The 19,151-nt window shown below is 62.7% G+C and carries 15 protein-coding genes and 1 riboswitch; of the genes, 9 read left to right on the top strand and 6 right to left on the bottom strand.

What is annotated here, in order from left to right; translation table 11 throughout:
- Window positions 1–12 precede the first annotated feature (12 nt).
- The 3 genes from BN1079_RS09920 (at window position 13) to metK (ending at window position 2,894) form a co-directional block, all read left to right on the top strand.
- Window positions 13–612 carry a LysE family translocator gene (locus tag BN1079_RS09920; protein ID WP_037024053.1) on the top strand — a complete coding sequence of 200 codons (600 nt, stop codon included), beginning with the start codon at window positions 13–15 and terminating at the stop codon, window positions 610–612.
- Window positions 613–687: 75 nt separating this feature from the next.
- Window positions 688–1,689: an ArsR/SmtB family transcription factor gene (locus tag BN1079_RS09925; RefSeq protein ID WP_037024054.1), complete on the top strand. Its 1,002-nt coding sequence runs from the start codon at window positions 688–690 to the stop codon at window positions 1,687–1,689.
- A gap of 14 nt (window positions 1,690–1,703) precedes the next feature.
- Window positions 1,704–2,894, top strand: a complete 1,191-nt coding sequence (metK, locus tag BN1079_RS09930; protein ID WP_037024055.1) for a methionine adenosyltransferase — start codon at window positions 1,704–1,706, stop codon at window positions 2,892–2,894.
- Between the two features lie 165 nt (window positions 2,895–3,059).
- Here the strand turns inward: metK and BN1079_RS09935 are convergent, their stop codons facing one another.
- Window positions 3,060–3,821, bottom strand: coding sequence for an ABC transporter permease (locus tag BN1079_RS09935; RefSeq protein ID WP_037024056.1), 762 nt, complete (start codon window positions 3,819–3,821; stop codon window positions 3,060–3,062).
- The gene (locus BN1079_RS09940) at window positions 3,818–4,747 is read right to left on the bottom strand and encodes an ABC transporter ATP-binding protein (RefSeq protein ID WP_037024057.1); all 930 of its coding nucleotides are present in this window, start codon (window positions 4,745–4,747) and stop codon (window positions 3,818–3,820) included. Before BN1079_RS09940 ends, BN1079_RS09935 begins: the two co-directional genes overlap by 4 nt.
- A gap of 116 nt (window positions 4,748–4,863) precedes the next feature.
- Here BN1079_RS09940 and BN1079_RS09945 point away from each other — a divergent pair, with 116 nt between their 5' ends.
- The 3 genes from BN1079_RS09945 to BN1079_RS09955 all read left to right on the top strand — a co-directional run bounded on the left by BN1079_RS09945 (window position 4,864) and on the right by BN1079_RS09955 (window position 8,658).
- A complete protein-coding gene (locus BN1079_RS09945; protein ID WP_037024058.1) occupies window positions 4,864–6,189 on the top strand; it encodes a ferredoxin reductase family protein in 1,326 nt (441 codons plus the stop codon).
- Window positions 6,190–6,278: 89 nt separating this feature from the next.
- Window positions 6,279–7,946, top strand: a complete 1,668-nt coding sequence (gene ligB / locus BN1079_RS09950) for an NAD-dependent DNA ligase LigB (protein WP_037024059.1) — start codon at window positions 6,279–6,281, stop codon at window positions 7,944–7,946.
- A gap of 331 nt (window positions 7,947–8,277) precedes the next feature.
- Window positions 8,278–8,658 carry a DUF1090 domain-containing protein gene (locus BN1079_RS09955; protein WP_037024060.1) on the top strand — a complete coding sequence of 127 codons (381 nt, stop codon included), beginning with the start codon at window positions 8,278–8,280 and terminating at the stop codon, window positions 8,656–8,658.
- 9 nt (window positions 8,659–8,667) lie between these two features.
- Here the strand turns inward: BN1079_RS09955 and BN1079_RS09960 are convergent, their stop codons facing one another.
- Both BN1079_RS09960 and BN1079_RS09965 read right to left on the bottom strand, forming a co-directional pair.
- The gene (locus BN1079_RS09960) at window positions 8,668–9,114 is read right to left on the bottom strand and encodes a c-type cytochrome (RefSeq protein ID WP_037024061.1); all 447 of its coding nucleotides are present in this window, start codon (window positions 9,112–9,114) and stop codon (window positions 8,668–8,670) included.
- A 193-nt stretch (window positions 9,115–9,307) separates the two neighbouring features.
- Window positions 9,308–9,739 carry a hypothetical protein gene (locus BN1079_RS09965; protein WP_037024063.1) on the bottom strand — a complete coding sequence of 144 codons (432 nt, stop codon included), beginning with the start codon at window positions 9,737–9,739 and terminating at the stop codon, window positions 9,308–9,310.
- Window positions 9,740–9,912: 173 nt separating this feature from the next.
- A riboswitch (S-adenosyl-L-homocysteine riboswitch) is annotated at window positions 9,913–10,062 on the top strand.
- Between the two features lie 24 nt (window positions 10,063–10,086).
- Between BN1079_RS09965 and ahcY the strand changes: the two genes are divergently transcribed.
- From ahcY to BN1079_RS09980, 3 genes are all read left to right on the top strand, one after another.
- Complete coding sequence (ahcY, locus tag BN1079_RS09970) at window positions 10,087–11,496, top strand: adenosylhomocysteinase (protein ID WP_037024064.1); 1,410 nt, start codon at window positions 10,087–10,089, stop codon at window positions 11,494–11,496.
- Between the two features lie 108 nt (window positions 11,497–11,604).
- Window positions 11,605–12,456, top strand: coding sequence for a methylenetetrahydrofolate reductase [NAD(P)H] (metF, locus tag BN1079_RS09975; protein WP_037024066.1), 852 nt, complete (start codon window positions 11,605–11,607; stop codon window positions 12,454–12,456).
- Window positions 12,457–12,697: 241 nt separating this feature from the next.
- Complete coding sequence (locus BN1079_RS09980; protein ID WP_037024067.1) at window positions 12,698–14,494, top strand: RNA helicase RhlE2; 1,797 nt, start codon at window positions 12,698–12,700, stop codon at window positions 14,492–14,494.
- 76 nt (window positions 14,495–14,570) lie between these two features.
- Here the strand turns inward: BN1079_RS09980 and adeC are convergent, their stop codons facing one another.
- Both adeC and BN1079_RS09990 read right to left on the bottom strand, forming a co-directional pair.
- A complete protein-coding gene (adeC, locus tag BN1079_RS09985; RefSeq protein WP_037024068.1) occupies window positions 14,571–15,998 on the bottom strand; it encodes an AdeC/AdeK/OprM family multidrug efflux complex outer membrane factor in 1,428 nt (475 codons plus the stop codon).
- Entirely contained in the window at window positions 15,995–19,129 is a 3,135-nt protein-coding gene (locus tag BN1079_RS09990; protein WP_037024071.1) for an efflux RND transporter permease subunit, read from the bottom strand. Before BN1079_RS09990 ends, adeC begins: the two co-directional genes overlap by 4 nt.
- Between the last annotated feature and the right edge of the window lie 22 nt (window positions 19,130–19,151).

A 19,151-nucleotide genomic window follows, 5' to 3' on the forward strand; every position in this document is an offset into this window, starting at 1 on the left:
GCCTTGCAAGCCATGACGGCAACCTACCTCGGCTTCGCTGCCGCAGTCGCCGTGCTGATTGCCTCTCCCGGCCCGGTGGTGGCCCTGGTGGTAGCGGACGCCCGACTGCGCTGGCCACTGTGGACCATCTTCGGCGGCGTCACCGCGGCGCTGATCCTGCTCACCGCCGCATTGCTGCTGATCCATCTGGCGCTGGATCTGGAGCCATTCATCCTCGAAGCAGGCCAGGTACTCGGCGGGCTCTATCTGATTGGGCTTGGCGCGGGCGGCTTGCTGAGAGAGAGCGAAACGTCCCCGACCCAGGGCAGCGAGGCGCATTATTTTTGGCGGGCCCTGATGGTTGGCTTGTCCAACCCCAAGGACATTCTGTTCTTTCTCGCCTTTCTACCCACCTTTATCTCGCCGAAGCAGCCCCTCGCCACTCAGGCGCCGGCGCTGATCGTCATCTGGATAAGCATCGACCTGAGCATTCTGCTGGCCTACAGCCTGCTGTCGCGGCATCTGAGCGGCAGCCGAAGAGCCGCACCGATGCTACGCATCCTGCCCAACCTGTGCTTGTTGGGCCTCGGCCTGGGCTCTTGCGCCCTGGGTATCGCCAGCCTTATGAGCTGAGAGCCTTGTCCAATATCAAAATATTTTGATATTGCCATTGCTGGACGAAAAACCAGCGACTAGACTGCCTCACCCATGAGCCTGCGTATTTCCCGAATCTCACCCGATGACAGCGACCAGCTCGCCGCCCTGTGCAAGGCCGGCGGCGATACGTTGCGGCTGAAGATCATGCGCGCACTGGCCAGTGACTCCTTCGGCGTGCTGGAGCTGGCGCAGATTTTCGCTACCGGTCAGTCGGGGATCAGCCATCACCTCAAGGTGCTGACCCAGGCCGGCCTGCTGGCCACGCGCCGCGAGGGCAATGCGATCTTCTACCGCCGTGCCCTGCCCCAGAGCGACAGCCTGGGCGGCACGCTGCATGCGGCCCTGCTGGAAGAAGTCGATCAGCTGCAGCTGCCGGAAGACGTTCAGTCCCGGATCTCAGCGGTTCACGCCCAGCGCAGCGCCGCCAGCGAAGATTTTTTCGCGCGCATGGCCGGCAGCTTCCAGGCACGCCAGGATCTGATCGCCGGCCTGCCCCAGTACCGCGACAGCGTGCTGGCGCTACTCGACGCACTCAACCTCGGCACCAGCGCCACCGCGCTGGAAGTCGGCCCCGGCGACGGCAGCTTCCTGCCCGAGCTGGCACGGCGCTTTGCCCACGTGGTGGCGCTGGACAACAGCCCGGCGATGCTGGAGCTGGCACACAAACGCTGTGAGCAGGAAGGCCTGGGCAATGTCGAACTAAAGCTCGCCGATGCCCTGCACGACGACTGCCCTCCGGCCGATTGCGTGGTGCTGAACATGGTTCTGCACCATCTGGCGGCTCCGGGGGAGGCAATGAAACAACTGGCGCGGCTGGTGAAGACAGGCGGTAGCCTGCTGATCACCGAGCTGTGCAGCCATAACCAGAGCTGGGCCAGGGAGGCCTGCGGCGATCTCTGGCTGGGCTTTGAACAGGACGATCTGGCCCACTGGGCCGATGCTGCGGGACTCACGCCTGGCGAGAGTCTCTACATTGGCTTGAAGAACGGTTTTCAGATCCAGGCTCGGCATTTTTCCCGGCCTGCCACTGACAACCGACTCACCCTCCGGTAACAGGAAACCGATAGATGAGCGAATACTCGATTTTTACCTCCGAGTCCGTGTCCGAAGGGCATCCGGACAAGATCGCCGACCAGATCTCCGATGCGGTGCTGGACGCCATCATCGCCGAGGACAAACACGCCCGTGTGGCCTGTGAAACCCTGGTCAAGACCGGCGTGGCCATCGTTGCCGGTGAAGTCACCACCAGCGCCTGGGTCGATCTGGAGCAGATCGTCCGCGACGTCATCATCGACATCGGCTACACCAGCTCCGAAGTCGGCTTTGACGGTGCCACCTGCGGCGTACTCAACATCATCGGCAAGCAGTCGGTGGATATCGCCCAGGGCGTCGACCGCTCCAAGCCGGAAGATCAGGGCGCTGGCGACCAGGGCCTGATGTTCGGCTACGCCAGCAACGAAACCGACGTATTGATGCCGGCACCAATCTGCTTCTCGCATCGCCTGGTCGAGCGCCAGGCCGAAGCACGCAAGAACGGCCTGCTGCCGTGGTTGCGCCCGGATGCCAAGAGCCAGGTCACCTGCCGCTACGAGAACGGCAAGGTGGTGGGTATCGACGCCGTGGTGCTGTCCACCCAGCACAACCCGGACGTCAAGCAGAGCGACCTGCGCGAAGCGGTGATGGAGCTGATCGTCAAGCACTGCCTGCCCGCCGAGCTGCTGCACAAGGACACCCAGTACCACATCAACCCGACCGGCCTGTTCGTCATCGGCGGACCGGTGGGCGACTGCGGCCTGACCGGTCGCAAGATCATCGTCGACACCTACGGCGGCATGGCCCGTCACGGCGGCGGCGCCTTCTCCGGCAAGGATCCGTCCAAGGTCGACCGCTCTGCAGCTTATGCCGGTCGCTACGTGGCCAAGAACATCGTCGCCGCCGGCCTGGCCGATCGCTGCGAGATCCAGGTTTCCTACGCCATCGGCGTGGCCCTGCCGACCTCGATTTCGATCAACACCTTCGGCACGCACAAGATCGCCGAAGAGAAGATCATCGAGCTGGTCCGCGAGACGTTCGACCTGCGCCCCTACGCGATCACCACCATGCTCGACCTGCTGCACCCGATGTACCAGGCCACCGCGGCCTACGGCCACTTCGGCCGCACACCCCGCGAGATGACGGTAGGCAACGACACCTTTACCGCCTTCACCTGGGAAAAGACCGACAAGGCCGAGGCTCTGCGCGCAGCTGCGGGCCTCTAAGGCAAGGCGTAGGGTGGATGTCGCTTCTTTACATCCACCATGGCTCTACTCGGCGGATCGCCACCCGGTGGGCCGCCACCCGGTGGATCGATAAAGCGTGATCCTCCCTACAGCAGCGAGAACAGCCCCGCCGGTGAAGACCGCGCGGGGCTTTTTGTTGGGCCTTCAGTTCTTCAGCCGATAACCGGTGCGGAAGATCCACCAGACCAGCCCCAGGCACAGCACGAGGAAGCCGAAGATCATCGCCAGGCTGACGCCAACGCCGATGTCCGACACACCGTAAAAACTCCAGCGGAAGCCGCTGATCAGGTACACCACCGGGTTGAACAGGGTGATCTTCTGCCACAACGGCGGCAGCATCTCGATGGAGTAGAAACTGCCGCCGAGGAAGGCCAGCGGCATGACGATCAGCGAGGGCACGATCTGCAGCTTCTCCCAGCCATCGGCCCAGATCCCGATGATGAAACCGAACAGGCAGAAGGTCACCGCGGTCAGCACCAGGAACAGCGCCATCAGCAGCGGGTGCTGGATTTCATAGTCAACGAACAGCCTGGCGGTAACCAGGATGATCACGCCGAGGATGATCGACTTGGTCGCCGCCGCGCCGACGTAGCCGATGACGATCTCCACGTAGGACACCGGCGCCGACAGCACCTCGTAGATGGTCCCCGAATAGCGCGGCATATAGATGCCGAACGAGGCGTTGGAAATGCTCTCGGTGAGCAGTGCCATCATGATCAGGCCGGGGATGATGAAGGCGGCGTAGGGTATGCCGTGCATGGCCTCCATCCGCGCGCCGATGGCCGAGCCGAACACGACGAAATAAAGCGAAGTAGAGATGACCGGCGTGGCGATGCTCTGCAGCAGGGTGCGCCAGGTACGGGCCAGCTCGAACAGGTAGATGGCGCGGATCGCATAAAAATTCATGTGCGGCTGCCCTTGACCAGGTTGACGAAAATTTCCTCCAGCGAACTCTGGCTTGACTGCAGGTCCTTGAAATCAATGCCGTGCTCACCCAGACATTTGAGCAGGTCGGCAATGCCGGTGTGCTCGTGCTGGGCATCGAAGGTGTAGACCAGCTGCGTGCCGTCGGCGGAAAGCTCCAGCTGGAACGTCTCAAGCCCGGCCGGCAGTGCAGCGAGGGGCTGCTGCAGGATCAGGGTCAGCTGCTTCTTGCCGAGCTTGTGCATCAGCACGTCCTTGTCTTCCACCAGAATGATCTCGCCCTGGCGGATCACGCCGATGCGGTCGGCCATCTCCTCGGCCTCCTCGATGTAGTGGGTGGTGAGGATGATGGTCACCCCACTCTCGCGCAGGCCGCGCACCATTTCCCACATGTCGCGACGCAACTCGACGTCAACGCCGGCCGTGGGTTCGTCGAGAAACAGGATCGACGGCTCGTGGGACAGCGCCTTGGCGATCATCACCCGGCGCTTCATGCCGCCGGACAGGTCAAGGATGCGTGCATCACGCTTGTCCCACAGGGACAGGTCGCGAAGGATCTTCTCAAGATAGGCGTCGTTGGGCTTCTTGCCGAACAGCCCGCGAGAAAACCGCACCGTCGCCCAGACGCTCTCGAAGCCCTCGTTGTACAGCTCCTGCGGGACCAGGCCGATCTTCGAGCGCGCCGCGCGATAGTCGCGAACGATGTCGTGGCCATCGACCAGCACCCGCCCAGCGCCCGGATTGACGATGCCGCAGATGATGCTGATCAGCGTGGTCTTGCCGGCACCGTTGGGCCCGAGCAGAGCGAAGATCTCCCCCCTGCGGATCTGCAAATCGATGGTTTTCAGCGCCGGGTGGCCGGAGGCGTAGGTCTTGCTGAGCTGTTCGATGCTGATCACGTGGTGCACAAGGTATCTCCGGGAAAATCTGACAGGGCATTGAATCACGCCAGATGACCAAGGTCATGGCAGCCGATCAGGTCCGCAAGCATGATTGAAACTCCGGCGTGTGGAGGCCTGTGCAAATGAAACCCATCAAGCTCACGTTCGTGGCGCTGCTCATCGGCCTGACGCTACTGTGGCTATTGGCTGGCGGGCTCGCCCTGCCGCGCTACAACTTCTGGCCGATCCGCAAAATGCTGGTCGAATACAGCGGCATGCTGGCGATAGGCGCGATGAGCGTAGCCATGCTGCTGGCCGCACGACCGGGACGTTTCGAGCGCTTCTTCGACGGCCTGGACAAGACCTACCGCCTGCACAAATGGCTGGGCATCAGCGCCCTGGTGCTCGGCATCCTTCACTGGGGCTGGGCGCAGATTCCGAAATGGCTGGTGGGCTGGGGCTGGCTGACCAAGCCGGTCAAGGGCGGTGCCGGCGGGCCGGAAGGCTTCTTCGGCTGGCTGCATGGCTTCCGCCACACTGCCGAGGATCTCGGCGAATGGGCCTTTTATGCGGCGGCGATCCTGCTGGTGCTGGCGCTGGTCAAACGCTTCCCCTATCACTGGTTCTTCAAGACTCACCGCTGGCTGGCGCTGGTTTATCTGGTGCTGGTACTGCACTCGGTGGTACTGACGCCACCTGCCTGGTGGAGTCAGCCACTCGGCCTGCTGCTGGCGATCATGATGCTCGCCGGTAGCGTCGCGGCTTTTATCTCGCTCAGCCGCCGTATCGGGCGCAAGCATCAGGTGGTCGGCCACATCCACAGCCTGACCCATCACCGCGACAACCAGGTGCTGCGCGTCGAAATCATGCTGGCCGGCGCCTGGCCGGGGCACAAGGCCGGGCAGTTCGCCTTCGTCACCTTCGACCGCAAGGAAGGCCCGCACCCGTTCAGCCTTTCTTCGGCGTGGCGCAACGACGGCATGCTGGCCTTCTCCATCAAAGGCCTGGGTGATTACACCCGCACCCTGCCGGAATGCCTCAAGGTGGGAGATGCAGTCAAGGTCGAAGGCCCCTATGGCTGCTTCGATTTCAACAGCGACAAGCCGGGGCAGATCTGGGTTGCCGGCGGCATCGGCATCGCTCCCTTCATTGGCCAGCTGCAGGCACTGGCCGATAGTGGCCAGGGTGCTCAGGTCGACCTGTTCTACAGCACCAGCGCACCGGATAGCGTCTTCATCGAACGCATACAGCGGTTGGCCGAGAAGGCCGGAGTGCGGCTGCACGTACTGGTCGCCAGCCGGGACGGACGCCTGACCCCCGAGCGGCTGCGCCAGCTGGCACCGCATTGGCAGGACTGCGATATCTGGTTTTGCGGTCCGACAGGCTTCGCCCAGGACCTGCGCAAGGACCTGCAAGCCCGCGGGCTGGCGCCAGACGATTTCCATCAGGAGCTGTTCGATATGCGCTGACGCACAGTCCGTCACTCCGAAGGAAGCGACAATACCGCGCCCGGAAATGACGCGGGGCCGGTCTTTAATTCGGAGCAAGGATGCTCGCCATGCAACGCCTGATTGCGTTATCGCTATGCCTTATTTCACCCCTCTGTCTCGCTGCCTGTCCCGACTGGGACGCCGCCCGGGCACGACAGGAAATCCTCAACCTGCAACAGCAACTGAGCACCTGGAACGAGGCCTACCATCGCCGCGGCCTGTCGCTGGTGGATGACGAAATCTACGACCAGAGCCGTGCACGCCTGCATCAGTGGTATCGCTGTTTTCCTGAACGCGGCGCTGCGGAAGTCGATCCGCTAGCCACTGCCGCAGGCCCGGTGATGCATCCCGTCCGGCAAACCGGGCTGGGCAAACTGGCTGACGAAGCGGCCGTGCGTGACTGGATCGAACGACGCAGCGACCTGTGGATACAACCCAAGGTCGACGGCGTGGCCGCGACTCTGGTCTATCGCGACGGCCAGTTACAGCAACTCATCAGCCGTGGCGACGGCGCCAGTGGCCAGGACTGGACAGCCCATGCCCGGCAACTGCCGGCAATTCCGCAGCAACTGTCGGCCGCTGGCGAGGTGATCCTGCAGGGTGAACTCTATTGGCGACTGGAAAGCCATGTGCAGGCCGAAGCCGGAGGTAGCGGCGCCCGCAGTCGAGTCGCCGGTGCCATGGCCCGAAACCGACTCGACGCAGGCACTGCGGCGGCCATCGGCCTGTTCGTCTGGGATTGGCCCAATGGCCCGCAGACCATGCCAGCCCGGCTCGAACACCTTGCAGCACTGGGCTTCGCCGACAGTCAGAGCTTTACCCGGCCATTGACGAGTTTCGACCAGGCCCGCCACTGGCGCGAGCAGTGGTATCGCCAGCCGTTGCCGTTCGCCAGCGACGGGGTGGTGCTGCGCCAGGGGCAACGACCGCCAGCCGAACGCTGGCAAGCCGAACCGCATTGGGCAGCCGCCTGGAAATATCCATTACGCAGTGCATTGGCTCAGGTACGTACCGTGGAATTTCGCATCGGCCGCAGCGGCCGGATCACTCCACTGCTGCAGCTCGAACCGGTGCAACTGGACGACCGCCAGATCCGCACCCTTAGCCTGGGCTCGCTCAAGCGCTGGCAGAAGCTGGATATCCGCCCCGGCGATCAGGTGTCTGTCGTGCTCAGCGGCCAGGCCATTCCCCAGCTGGGCGCAGTGATCTGGCGCGCCAGCGAGCGACCAGCGGTCGTCGCGCCCGATCCTGGGCAATATCATCCCGGCAGTTGCTGGCAGCCCACACCTAGCTGCGAGCAGCAGTTCCTCGCACGATTGAACTGGCTGAGCGGCAAACAGGGGCTGGATTTGCCCGGTATAGGTGCCGGTACCTGGCAGGCACTGCTGGACGCAGGTCTACTGCCCGATCTGCTGGCCTGGCTGGAGCTGGACAAAGAGGTCTTGCAGCAGGTCGCCGGCATTGGTGAAACACGGGCTGAGGCCTTGGTCAGCACCTTCGACCAGGCCCGCAACCGGCCGCTGACGCTATGGCTGCAAGCACTGGGCCTGCCCTCCCGGCTTCCCCTTGAGACCGATGCAGACTGGAACACCCTGGCCAGCCGCAGCGCAGCGCAATGGCAAGCCCAGCCCGACATCGGTCCGACACGGGCACGCCAGCTGCTTGCCTTCTTCAACTCCGAGCAGCTGCAACCGCTGCGCGAGCGTCTGCGCCAGGCAGGGATAGCCGGCTTCTAGAACTGCACTTTTGAGAGCCAGGCAGCAATGCCCAGCGGGTTGAGCGAAAATTGCCTACAAGCCGGCCGGTGCGCGCCGCGCTTCAGAGCATTAGAACCGGCGCGCTCCCTAGGATGTGTACGAAAAGTCGTCGAGCGAAGGTCAGGCGAGGCAAAAACGGGTGAGGAAGCGGAGTTTACGAGCTGTAAATGAGCATTCCGAACCCTTTTTAACGAAGCATCACCGAGCGCAGGCACTTTTCGTACAGAGCCTAATTCGAGAAAAGTTCTAAGGGACTTTCAACGGCTGGAGCGGTCGACATAACCCTTGAAAACAATTATGGAGGCGACGCATGTCATTCAGACATTTGCCGATTGCCCTGATATTCGCTTGCGCCGCCTCTGGCTCACTGCAGGCAATCGCGGCCGATGCCGCCATCGGCTGCAGCGAACAGCGTCAGTCGTTACGCGAGCAATTGCAGCAGGCGCGGCTGCAAGGCGACAGGCTGCAGCAGAACCGGCTCAGCGCCGAACTGCAGGGCCTGACCGAAGTGTGCCGCGGATTGACCACCCTGGGACCCGGCCAGGTGGAGCATCAGCAGACTCTGCGCCAGGTCGAACGGCGCGAGGCGCTACTGCGTGAGGCCTTGAGCACCGGCGATGCTCAACTGATCGAGCTGCGCCGCAACCAGCTCGCCAAGACGCGGGAAAAGCTCGAATCCTTGCGCCCCTGAGGCTGCCGATCAGTAGGCGCGGAACTCCTTGTGACAAGCTTCGCAAGCGTCCTCGATCCGCTGCATGGCGGGCGCGACACTTTCAGGTGTTGGCTCTGCGGCGGTAGTTACCGCAACCAGCGCAGCGGTGTGGGCTTCCAGTTCGCGCGCCAGCTCGTTGAAACGCTCCTGGCGCTGCCAGACGTCGTCACGCGCGTCACTCTGCGCCTCCTTCACCTCCGGGTAGTGCTGCCAGGGCTGACGCGACAGTTCATCAAGCCGCGCGGCACCGGTCACGAACGCCTGCGAATCGAATACCAAACGCCCACGCAGCATGCCGCCGAGATCCTCCTTGGTATCCAGCATCGCCTGATAGATCGCCTTGCGCTTGCCCAGCGGCGAATCAGGGTCGATGCGATCACAACCAGCCAGCGCCAGTAGCGCGACCAGAGACAAACTCAACGGCATCAGTTTCATGGTTCGATTACCCGGCAATACGAAAGCCGGCGATTATCCCTGCTGGCGCCTGATTCACCAACCTTGAAGCCGTTTGATCCACGGTGGCGAGCGCATTCTGTTGAGGTAAAACTGCAGCAAAAGCGGCGATTCATCAGGGCCTGGAGTCGTTTTGTCGCAGCCAGCCGGTGCAGCAGCGTTTTTTAACAGCCTGTTACTGCGACCACTCCCCACCGGCACTCTCGCAGTCGATCTTGGCCTGGGCTTGATCACTTGCCTCGTAGTGATAAGTCACGATGCGTGCATCCTCCGGCACGGTCGTCGGCATCGGAGTGTCCGTGGCCTGGCTGCCGGTAGCCTGCTCGTTGGCAAGGGTTTCAGGGGTTATGGCTGCGGTGCAGATACCGAAGTGACCCGACGGGCAACTGTCCCGCAGCTCACGGCGCGAGCTCTCCACCGCTTCATCGTTCTGGCATACCCATTCGATGTCCTTGGTCTCCATGCCCTGATACTCGAAGCATTTCTCGGTGACCACAGGCGGCGGCACCGCCGCGGAGGTTTCGACAGTTACGTAACAGGAATTCGCGGCCGCCGGAAGGCTCGACAGGGCGACGATGGCAAGCAATATGGAACGCAGCAGAGTCATTCTGAAAGCTCCTTTGATTGCGCCCGGCGGTGGTCACCGAACTTCCTTGATTGACCGCCTTTGCAACAGGCAAGTTCGGCCCGCAAACCGATATGCAGGATTGGCCGCAGCCGGCTGCGCAGTTATAATCGCCGGGTTTCACACTGCCGACTCCGTTCGGCCGTGCCCGCCACCTGTCCGAGGGGCGCTGCAGCAGGGCGAAAGCCTGTTTGAATCTCGCAAGCCACGCGCCCCGATGTCGCGCCGCAGCGGATTCAGATCAGGTCCACCTGTCAGGCTCGGATGGGGCGTTTCCTAAAACGCATCAACGGCGCCCATTCGCACAAAAAACGAATGGAGACTCTTTAATGAGTGCTGTCATGACGCCTGCCGATTTCAACGATTTCAAAGTCGCCGACATTTCCCTGGCCGCCTGGGGCCGCCGCGAAATCGTCATCGCCGAGTCCGAAATGCCCGCGCTGATGGGCCTGCGCCGCAAGTACGCCGCCGAACAGCCGCTCAAGGGCGCGAAAATCCTCGGCTGCATCCACATGACCATCCAGACCGCCGTGCTGATCGAGACCCTGGTCGCGCTGGGCGCCGAGGTCCGCTGGTCCTCCTGCAACATCTTCTCCACCCAGGATCAGGCCGCTGCCGCCATTGCCGCCGCCGGCATTCCGGTATTTGCCTGGAAGGGCGAGACCGAAGAAGAGTACGAGTGGTGCATCGAGCAGACCATCCTCAAGGATGGCCAGCCTTGGGACGCCAATATGGTGCTGGACGACGGTGGCGACCTGACCCAGATCCTCCATGAGAAGTACCCGCAGGTGCTGGAGAAGGTCCACGGCATCACCGAAGAGACCACCACCGGCGTGCATCGCCTGCTGGACATGCTCAAGGCCGGCACTCTGAAAGTCCCCGCAATCAACGTCAACGACGCGGTTACCAAGAGCAAGAACGACAACAAGTACGGCTGCCGTCACAGCCTCAACGACGCCATCAAGCGCGGCACCGACCACTTGCTGTCAGGCAAGCAGGCGCTGGTGATCGGCTACGGCGACGTGGGCAAGGGCTCGGCCCAGTCGCTGCGCCAGGAAGGCATGATCGTCAAGGTTTCGGAGATCGACCCGATCTGCGCCATGCAGGCCTGCATGGACGGCTTCGAGCTGGTTTCCCCGTACAAGAACGGTATCAATGACGGCACCGATGCCTGCATCGACGCCGCGCTGCTGGGCAAGATCGACCTGATCGTCACCACCACCGGCAATGCCAATGTCTGCGACGCCGGCATGCTCAAGGCGCTGAAGAAGCGCGCCGTGGTGTGCAACATCGGTCACTTCGACAACGAGATCGACACCGCCTTCATGCGCAAGAACTGGGCATGGGAAGAGGTCAAGCCGCAGGTGCACAAGATCCACCGCACCGGCCCTGATAGCTTCGACCCGGCCAACGATGACTATCTGATTCTGCTGGCCGAAGGCCGCCTGGTGAACCTGGGCAACGCCACCGGCCACCCGAGCCGCATCATGGATGGCTCCTTCGCCAACCAGGTACTGGCGCAGATCTTCCTGTTCGAGCAAAAGTTCGCCGACATGCTGCCCGCGCACAAGGCCGAGCGCCTGACCGTGGAAGTGCTGCCTAAGAAACTCGACGAAGAAGTGGCACTGGAGATGGTCAAGGGCTTCGGTGGCGTTATCACCCAGCTGACTCCGGCCCAGGCCGACTATATCGGCGTGAGCGTGGAAGGCCCGTTCAAGCCGGACAGCTACCGCTACTGATCGCCGTAAGGTGGAAATGGCCAAGGGCCTTTTCCACCTCCCCACCCCAGGCGGTGGAAAGCCTGCGCGCTTTCCACCCTGCGCCTGAAGCAGTCAAAGGAATTACTGATGACTTCTGCGAACCGCCCTTCGATCAGCTTCGAGTTCTTCCCCACCAAGACCGAAGCCGGGCACGAAAAACTGCTGACCACCGCAAGGCGTCTGGCTGAATACAAGCCGGACTTCTTCTCCTGCACCTACGGTGCTGGTGGCTCAACCCGCGACCGCACGCTGAACACCGTGCTGCAGCTCGACGGCGAGGTGAAAGTGCCCACCGCACCGCACCTGTCCTGCGTCGGCGACAGCAAGACCGAGCTGCGCGAACTGCTGAATATCTACAAGGACGCCGGCATTCACCGCATCGTCGCGCTGCGCGGTGACCTGCCGTCGGGCATGGGCATGGCCAGCGGCGAGTTGCGCTATGCCAACGAACTGGTCGAGTTCATTCGCAACGAGACCGGCGATCACTTCCATATCGAAATCGCCGCCTACCCGGAGATGCATCCCCAGGCGCGCAATTTCGAAGACGATCTCAGCAACTTCGTGCGCAAGGCCCAGGCCGGCGCCGATAGTGCCATCACCCAGTATTTCTTCAACGCCGACTGCTACTTCTACTTCGTCGAGCGCGTGCGCAAGCTGGGTGTGGATACGCCAATCGTGCCGGGCATCATGCCGATCACCAACTACAGCAAGCTGGCGCGCTTCTCAGACGCCTGCGGCGCAGAGATCCCACGCTGGGTGCGCAAGCAGCTGGAAGCTTACGGTGACGACATGGACAGCATCCAGGCCTTCGGCACTCAGGTCATCAGCGAGATGTGCGAGAAACTGCTCGCCGGCGGCGCGCCGGGCCTGCATTTCTACACGCTGAACCAGGCCGAACCGAGCCTGGCCATCTGGGAAAATCTCAACCTGAACCGCTGATTCAGGTGCTCTGCTACAGCCCCCAGCAGAAATTGGGGGCTGTTCAATGAACCTGCGAACTGACACACTGTCCCACCAATGCGGCGTCGACAAGCTTTGTTATACTCCGCACTTCCGCCAGGCTTACGACCGGATGCCAGCATACCCAATGCGGCAGGACCGGACGGGATCGCACGCCAGTCGCGATTCGAGTCAGGCATGACCATCCCAGGGCCCTGCCCTATACAAGACAGGATTACTCATGTCCTTTGCTTCCCTCGGTCTCTCCGAGGCTTTGGCCGGTGCCGTCGAGGCCGCCGGTTACACCCAGCCTACCCCCGTGCAACAGCGGGCTATTCCCGCCGTGTTGCAGGGTCGCGACCTGATGGTCGCCGCACAGACGGGTACCGGTAAAACCGGTGGCTTTGCCCTCCCCGTACTGGAAATTCTGTTCCCGGGCGGCCATCCCGACCGCGAACACCGCCACGGCCCGCGCCAGCCGCGCGTGCTGGTGCTGACACCGACGCGCGAACTCGCCGCCCAGGTGCACGACAGCTTCAAGCTCTACGCCCGTGATCTGCCGCTCAAGAGCGCGGTGATCTTCGGTGGCGTCGGCATGAACCCTCAGGTTCAAGCCCTGGCCAAGGGTGTCGATGTACTGGTTGCCTGCCCCGGCCGATTGCTTGACCTGGCCAACCAGAAAGCCATCGATCTTTCCCATGTGGAAATTCTGGTTCTCGATGAAGCTGACCGCATGCTCGACATGGGCTTCATCCATGATGTGAAGAAGGTCCTGGCCAAGCTGCCGACCAAGCGCCAGAACCTGCTGTTCTCGGCCACCTTCTCGAAAGACATCACTGATCTTGCCAGCAAGCTGCTGCATGAGCCTGAAACCATTCAGGTGACGCCGCCGAATACCACGGTCGAGCGCATCGAGCAGCGTGTGTTCCGTCTGCCGGCTTCGCACAAACGCGCACTGCTGGCTCACCTGATCACCCAGGGTGCCTGGGAGCAGGTGCTGGTATTCACTCGCACCAAGCATGGCGCCAACCGTCTCGCCGAGTATCTCGACAAGCATGGCCTGCCGGCTGTCGCAATTCATGGCAACAAGAGCCAGAACGCTCGTACCAAGGCACTGGCCGACTTCAAGGCCAACAAGGTGCGCGTGCTCGTGGCCACCGACATTGCTGCCCGCGGCCTGGATATCGATCAGCTGCCCCACGTGGTCAACTTCGAGCTGCCCAACGTCGAGGAAGATTACGTGCACCGCATTGGCCGTACCGGCCGTGCCGGGCGCAGTGGCGAGGCCATTTCCCTGGTCGCCCCCGATGAGGAAAAACTGCTCAAGGCCATCGAGCGGATGACCAAGCAGAAAATCACCGACGGGGATCAAATGGGCTTCGACGCCAGCACCATAGAGGCGGAGAAACCCGAGGTCCGCGAACCGCGCCAGCCACGCCCGCCGCGCAACGCCGAACGCAAGCCACGGGCTGCCAAGGCCGCGGAAGGCAATGGCGAGCAAAAGGAGCGTGAGCGCAACCGCCGTAGCCGCAAGCCGAAAGCATCAGCCCAGGCCTCGACTGCAGCGAACGCCGCAGCGCCGATCAGCCGCCCGCCACGCCTGCCCAGTGATCGCGACCCGGAAGTCTTTCTCGACGACGAGATAGACAACTTCGGCAACCGCGTCGATTACGTCAGCCCCTATCAGGGCAAGCAGGGTCGTGGTCGTCGTCCTGGCGCTCCCGCACAGCCCGGCAGTGCTCAGCCGCGAGCAGCCGGTTCGCGCGGCGCCTCGTCAGGCGGCGCCAATTCAGGCAAAGGCAAACGTCAGGGCCAGGCTCAGTCCAATCGCGGCGGCCAGCCCCGCCGCAAGAACGAAGGCCGCAGGATCGACAGCGATGCTGGCCCGCGCCAGGAAGTGGCAGCCAAGAAGGAAAGGCAACCGGTGATCATCCACAAGGAATCAAAGATCGACCGACTGCCGAGCATCGAGCAACTCGATCAGCTACCTACACGTCCGCGCGGTGAAAAACCGGCCCTGCTGACTCGCAACCGCTAATAGCCTGCAGTTCAAGCCAGCAACAAAAACGCCGCCCTCGGGCGGCGTTCTTATTTCCGGAACAATTGCTGCGGAATCAGCCCTCGCCGTCTACAGCCGGCTCGGCTTGAACATCCCAGCCACCACCCAGCGCCTTGAACAGCTCCACTTCACTGACCAGCTGCGCCAGACGATCACCGATAAACTGCTGGCGCACGTTGAACAGCTGACGCTGGGCATCCAGCAGAGTCAGGTAGCTGTCCACGCCGGTGCGATAGCGCTGATCGGCCAGGCGCAGATAGTCCTCGCTGGTTTCCAGCAAATCACGCTGCGCCTGAACTTGGCGGGCATAGGTCTGCTGTGCCGCCAGACCGTCTGCCACCTCGCGGAACGCCGTCTGGATCGCCGACTCGTACTGCGCCACCTGAATGTTGCGGCTGATCTCGGCGTAATCCCGATTTGCCCGCAACTGGCCGGCATTGAAGATCGGCACGCTGATGCTGGGAGAGAAGGTCCAATAGTCAGAGCCGCTGTCGAATAGACCGGACAGCTGACTGCTGGCACTGCCCACCGCCCCTGTCAGGCTGATGCGCGGGAAAAATGCCGCCCGCGCCGCGCCGATGTTGGCGTTGGCTGCACGCAGCTGGTACTCCGCACGGATGATGTCGGGGCGCCGATAAAGCAGATCGGAAGGCAGACCCACCGGTAGCTCCGCCAGCTGATCGCGCTCCAGCTCGCCATCCGGCAGAAGATCGGACGAAACGCTCTGCCCCAACAGGCGGCTCAGCGCGTTGCGGTCCTGAGCGACCAGACGCGTGTACTGCTCGATGCGCACGCGCGCGCTATCCACCGAGCTGCGTGCCTGGCTCAGCTCCAGGGCGGAGGCCACACCCACATCGAAACTGCGCTGGGTCAGAGCCAGGCTTTCCTCAAAGGTCTTCAGCGTATCGCGACTGACCTCCAGCAGCGCCTGGTCTGCCTGCAGGGTGAGCCAGGCATTAGCGACACTGGCGATCAGGCTGATGCGGGCGCTCTGCTGCGCCGCCTCGGTGGCGAAGAACTCTTGCAGCGCCTGCTCGCGCAGGCTGCTCAGCCGACCAAACAGATCCAGCTCCCAGGCCACGCCGAGCGTCGCGCTGTACTGGCTGGAAATATTGCTCTGGCCGGTTTGGTTGAGATCACCCGGAGTACGGCTGCGAGTGCCGCCAGCATCGGCGCTTACCAGTGGCAGCAGGTCGGCACGCTGGATACGGTACAGCGCGCGATAGGCTTCGACATTGAGTGCCGCGACGCGCAGGTCACGGTTATTCTCCAGTGCGATACCAATCAGCTGGCGCAACTGTGGGTCGCGGAAGAACTGCTGCCAGGCCAGTTCCTGCGCCTGGCTCGCACCGCTCTGCTGCGCGTAGGCCTCACCTTCAGGCCAGTTGGCCGCCACGGGGCTCTCCGGACGCTGATAGTCCGGGATCAGCGAGCAGCCTCCAAGCGCTGCCGCCAGCGCAATGGTCAATAGCGACTTGTTCATTGGGCATCTCCTTTCTGCTCGTCAGGAGCGGCCTTCTTGCGTTCCATCGACGACACCAACAGGTAGAACAGCGGCACCCAGAAGATCACCAGTACGGTGGCTGTAATCATCCCGCCGATCACCCCGGTACCGATGGCATGCGAGCTGCCGGCACCCGCGCCGCTGGCCAGAGCCAGGGGCACTACGCCCAGGGTGAAGGCCAGCGAGGTCATGATGATCGGACGCAGACGCAGACGGCAGGCATGCACGGCTGCATCGAAGCGGCTCATGCCCTGCTCGTGCAGGTCCTTGGCGAACTCGACGATCAGGATGGCGTTCTTCGCGGTCAGGCCAATGGTGGTCAACAAGCCGACCTGGAAGAAGACGTCATTGGACAGGCCGCGCCCCATGGTCGCCAGCAAGGCACCGATCACCCCAAGAGGCACCACCAGCATCACCGCGAAGGGAATCGACCAGCTCTCGTACAGTGCCGCCAGGCAGAGGAACACCACCAGCAGCGACAATGCATAGAGGGCCGGTGCCTGGTCGCCGGAGAGGCGCTCCTCGAAGGACAGGCCGGTCCAGGAAATGCCGACGCCCTCGGGCAGCTGCTGCGCCAGCTCTTCCACTACTGCCATGGCATCACCCGAGCTGTAGCCCGGCGCCGCCTGGCCCAGGATTTCCATCGCCGACACGCCGTTGTAGCGCGACAGCTTCGGCGGGCCGTAGATCCACTCGCCTGATGCGAAGGCACTGAACGGCACCATGTCGCCCTGGTTGTTGCGCACGAACCACTTGTTGAGGTCCTCGGGATTCATCCGCGAGTGGGCTTCGCCCTGCAGATACACGCGCTTGACGCGACCGCGATCAATGAAGTCGTTGACGTAGCTGGAACCCCAGCCGATCGACAGCGTCTGGTTGATTTCGCTAAGCGAAACGCCCAGCACCCGAGCCTTCTCGTCATCGATCAGCAACCGGTACTGCGGCTCGTCGTTCAGGCCATTCGGACGCACGCCGGCAAGCATCGGGTGCTGCGATGCGAGGCCGAGGAACTGATTGCGTGCCGCCATCAGAGCATCATGACCAACACCGGCACGGTCCTGCAGGAAGAAGTTGAAGCCGGTGGCATTGCCCAGCTCCATGACCGCAGGCGGAGCGAAGGCGAACACCATGGCATCGCGGAAGGTGCTGAAACGCTCCTGCGCGCGCTGCGCCAGCGAGGCCACATCCTGGCCTTCGCCGGTACGCTGATCCCAGGGCTTGAGGCCGATAAAGGCCATCGCCGAGTTCTGCCCGCGACCCGCGAAGTTGAAGCCGGTAATGGTGAACACCGAGTTCACCACATCGCCCTCTTCCTTCAGCAGGTACTCACGAACGCCGTCGATAGTTTTCTGAGTACGCTCGGCGGTCGAACCGGCCGGCGTCTGCACCTGGGCAAACAGCACACCCTGGTCTTCCTCGGGCAGGAAGGAGGTCGGCAGTTTGGTGAACAGCAGACCCATGATGGCAACGATGGCCACGTACAGGAGCAGAAACGGGGCCTTGCGTTTCAGGACACGGCGTACGCCGTTTTCATAGCGGCCGACACTGCGATCAAAGCTGCGGTTGAACCAGCCGAAGAAGCCGCGCTTGGCGTGATGCTGACCCTTGGCAATCGGCTTGAGCATGGTGGCACACAGGGCCGGCGTAAAGATCAGCGCCACCAGCACGGAAAGCCCCATCGCCGAGGCAATGGTGATCGCAAACTGTCGGTAGATAACCCCCGTGGAGCCACCGAAGAAGGCCATCGGCACGAATACCGCGGACAGCACCAGTCCGATACCGACCAGCGCGCCCTGGATCTGCCCCATGGATTTGCGCGTCGCCTCGGCCGGTGACAGCCCTTCCTCGGCCATCACCCGTTCGACGTTCTCCACCACGACGATGGCGTCGTCCACCAGCAGGCCGATGGCCAATACCATGGCGAACATCGTCAGGGTGTTGATGCTGAAGCCGAACGCCGCCAGTACCCCGAAGGTCCCCAGCAATACCACCGGCACCGCCAACGTCGGGATCAAGGTGGCGCGGAAGTTCTGCAGGAACAGGTACATCACCAGGAACACCAGCACGATGGCCTCGAACAGGGTGTGCACCACGTTGGTGATCGATGCCGACACCACCGGAGAGGTGTCATATGGATAGACCACCTGCATTCCCGGCGGGAAGAACGGCTCCAGCTCGGCGATGGTGGCGCGCACTGCCTTGGCGGTATTCAGCGCGTTGGCGCCGGTCGCCAGCTTGATACCGATGGCCGAGGCCGGCATGCCGTTGTACAGAGCACTGATGGCCGAGTTCTGCTCGGCCAGCGCGACACGAGCCACATCGCCCAGACGCACCTGCGAGCCATCACCGTTTACTTTCAACAGGATCTCGCGGAACTCCTCGGGAGTCTGCAGACGCGTCTTGCCGATGATGGTCGCGCTGAGCTGCTGGCCTGGAACGGCAGGAAGGCCGCCGAACTGTCCGGCCGAAACCTGCACGTTTTGCGCGCGGATCGCATCCGCGACGTCCACCGGGGTCAGGGCGAAGTTGTTCAGCTTGGCCGGATCAAGCCAGATGCGCATCGCATATTGGGAACCAAAGACCTGGAAGTCGCCGACACCTGCGGTACGGGAGATGGGGTCCTGGATGTTGGACACGATGTAGTCCGACAGGTCGCCTCGGGTCATGCTGCCGTCGGTGGAAACCACACCGAGCACCATGAGGAAGTTACGCACGGACTTGGTCACCCGGATGCCCTGCTGCTGCACTTCCTGCGGCAGCAGCGGCGTGGCCAGCTGCAGCTTGTTCTGCACCTGGACCTGGGCAATGTCCGGGTTGGTGCCCTGGTTAAAGGTCACGGTGATCCTCATGCTGCCGTCGGAGTTACTCTCCGAGGACATGTAACGGAAGCCGTCGATGCCGTTCATCTGCTGTTCGATGACCTGCACCACGGTGTCCTGCACCGTCTGCGCGGATGCACCAGGGTAGCTGACCTGGATACCAACGGCAGGCGGGGCGATGCTGGGGTACTGGTTGACGGGCAGGCCAAGAATGGCGAGGCCGCCTGCAAGCATGATCACCAAGGCGATGACCCAGGCAAAAATGGGCCGATCGATAAAGAATCTGGACATGGGGTCGTTATCCTTGGCTCAG

It is taken from the genome of Pseudomonas saudiphocaensis, from assembly GCF_000756775.1.
Classification (GTDB): domain Bacteria; phylum Pseudomonadota; class Gammaproteobacteria; order Pseudomonadales; family Pseudomonadaceae; genus Stutzerimonas; species Stutzerimonas saudiphocaensis.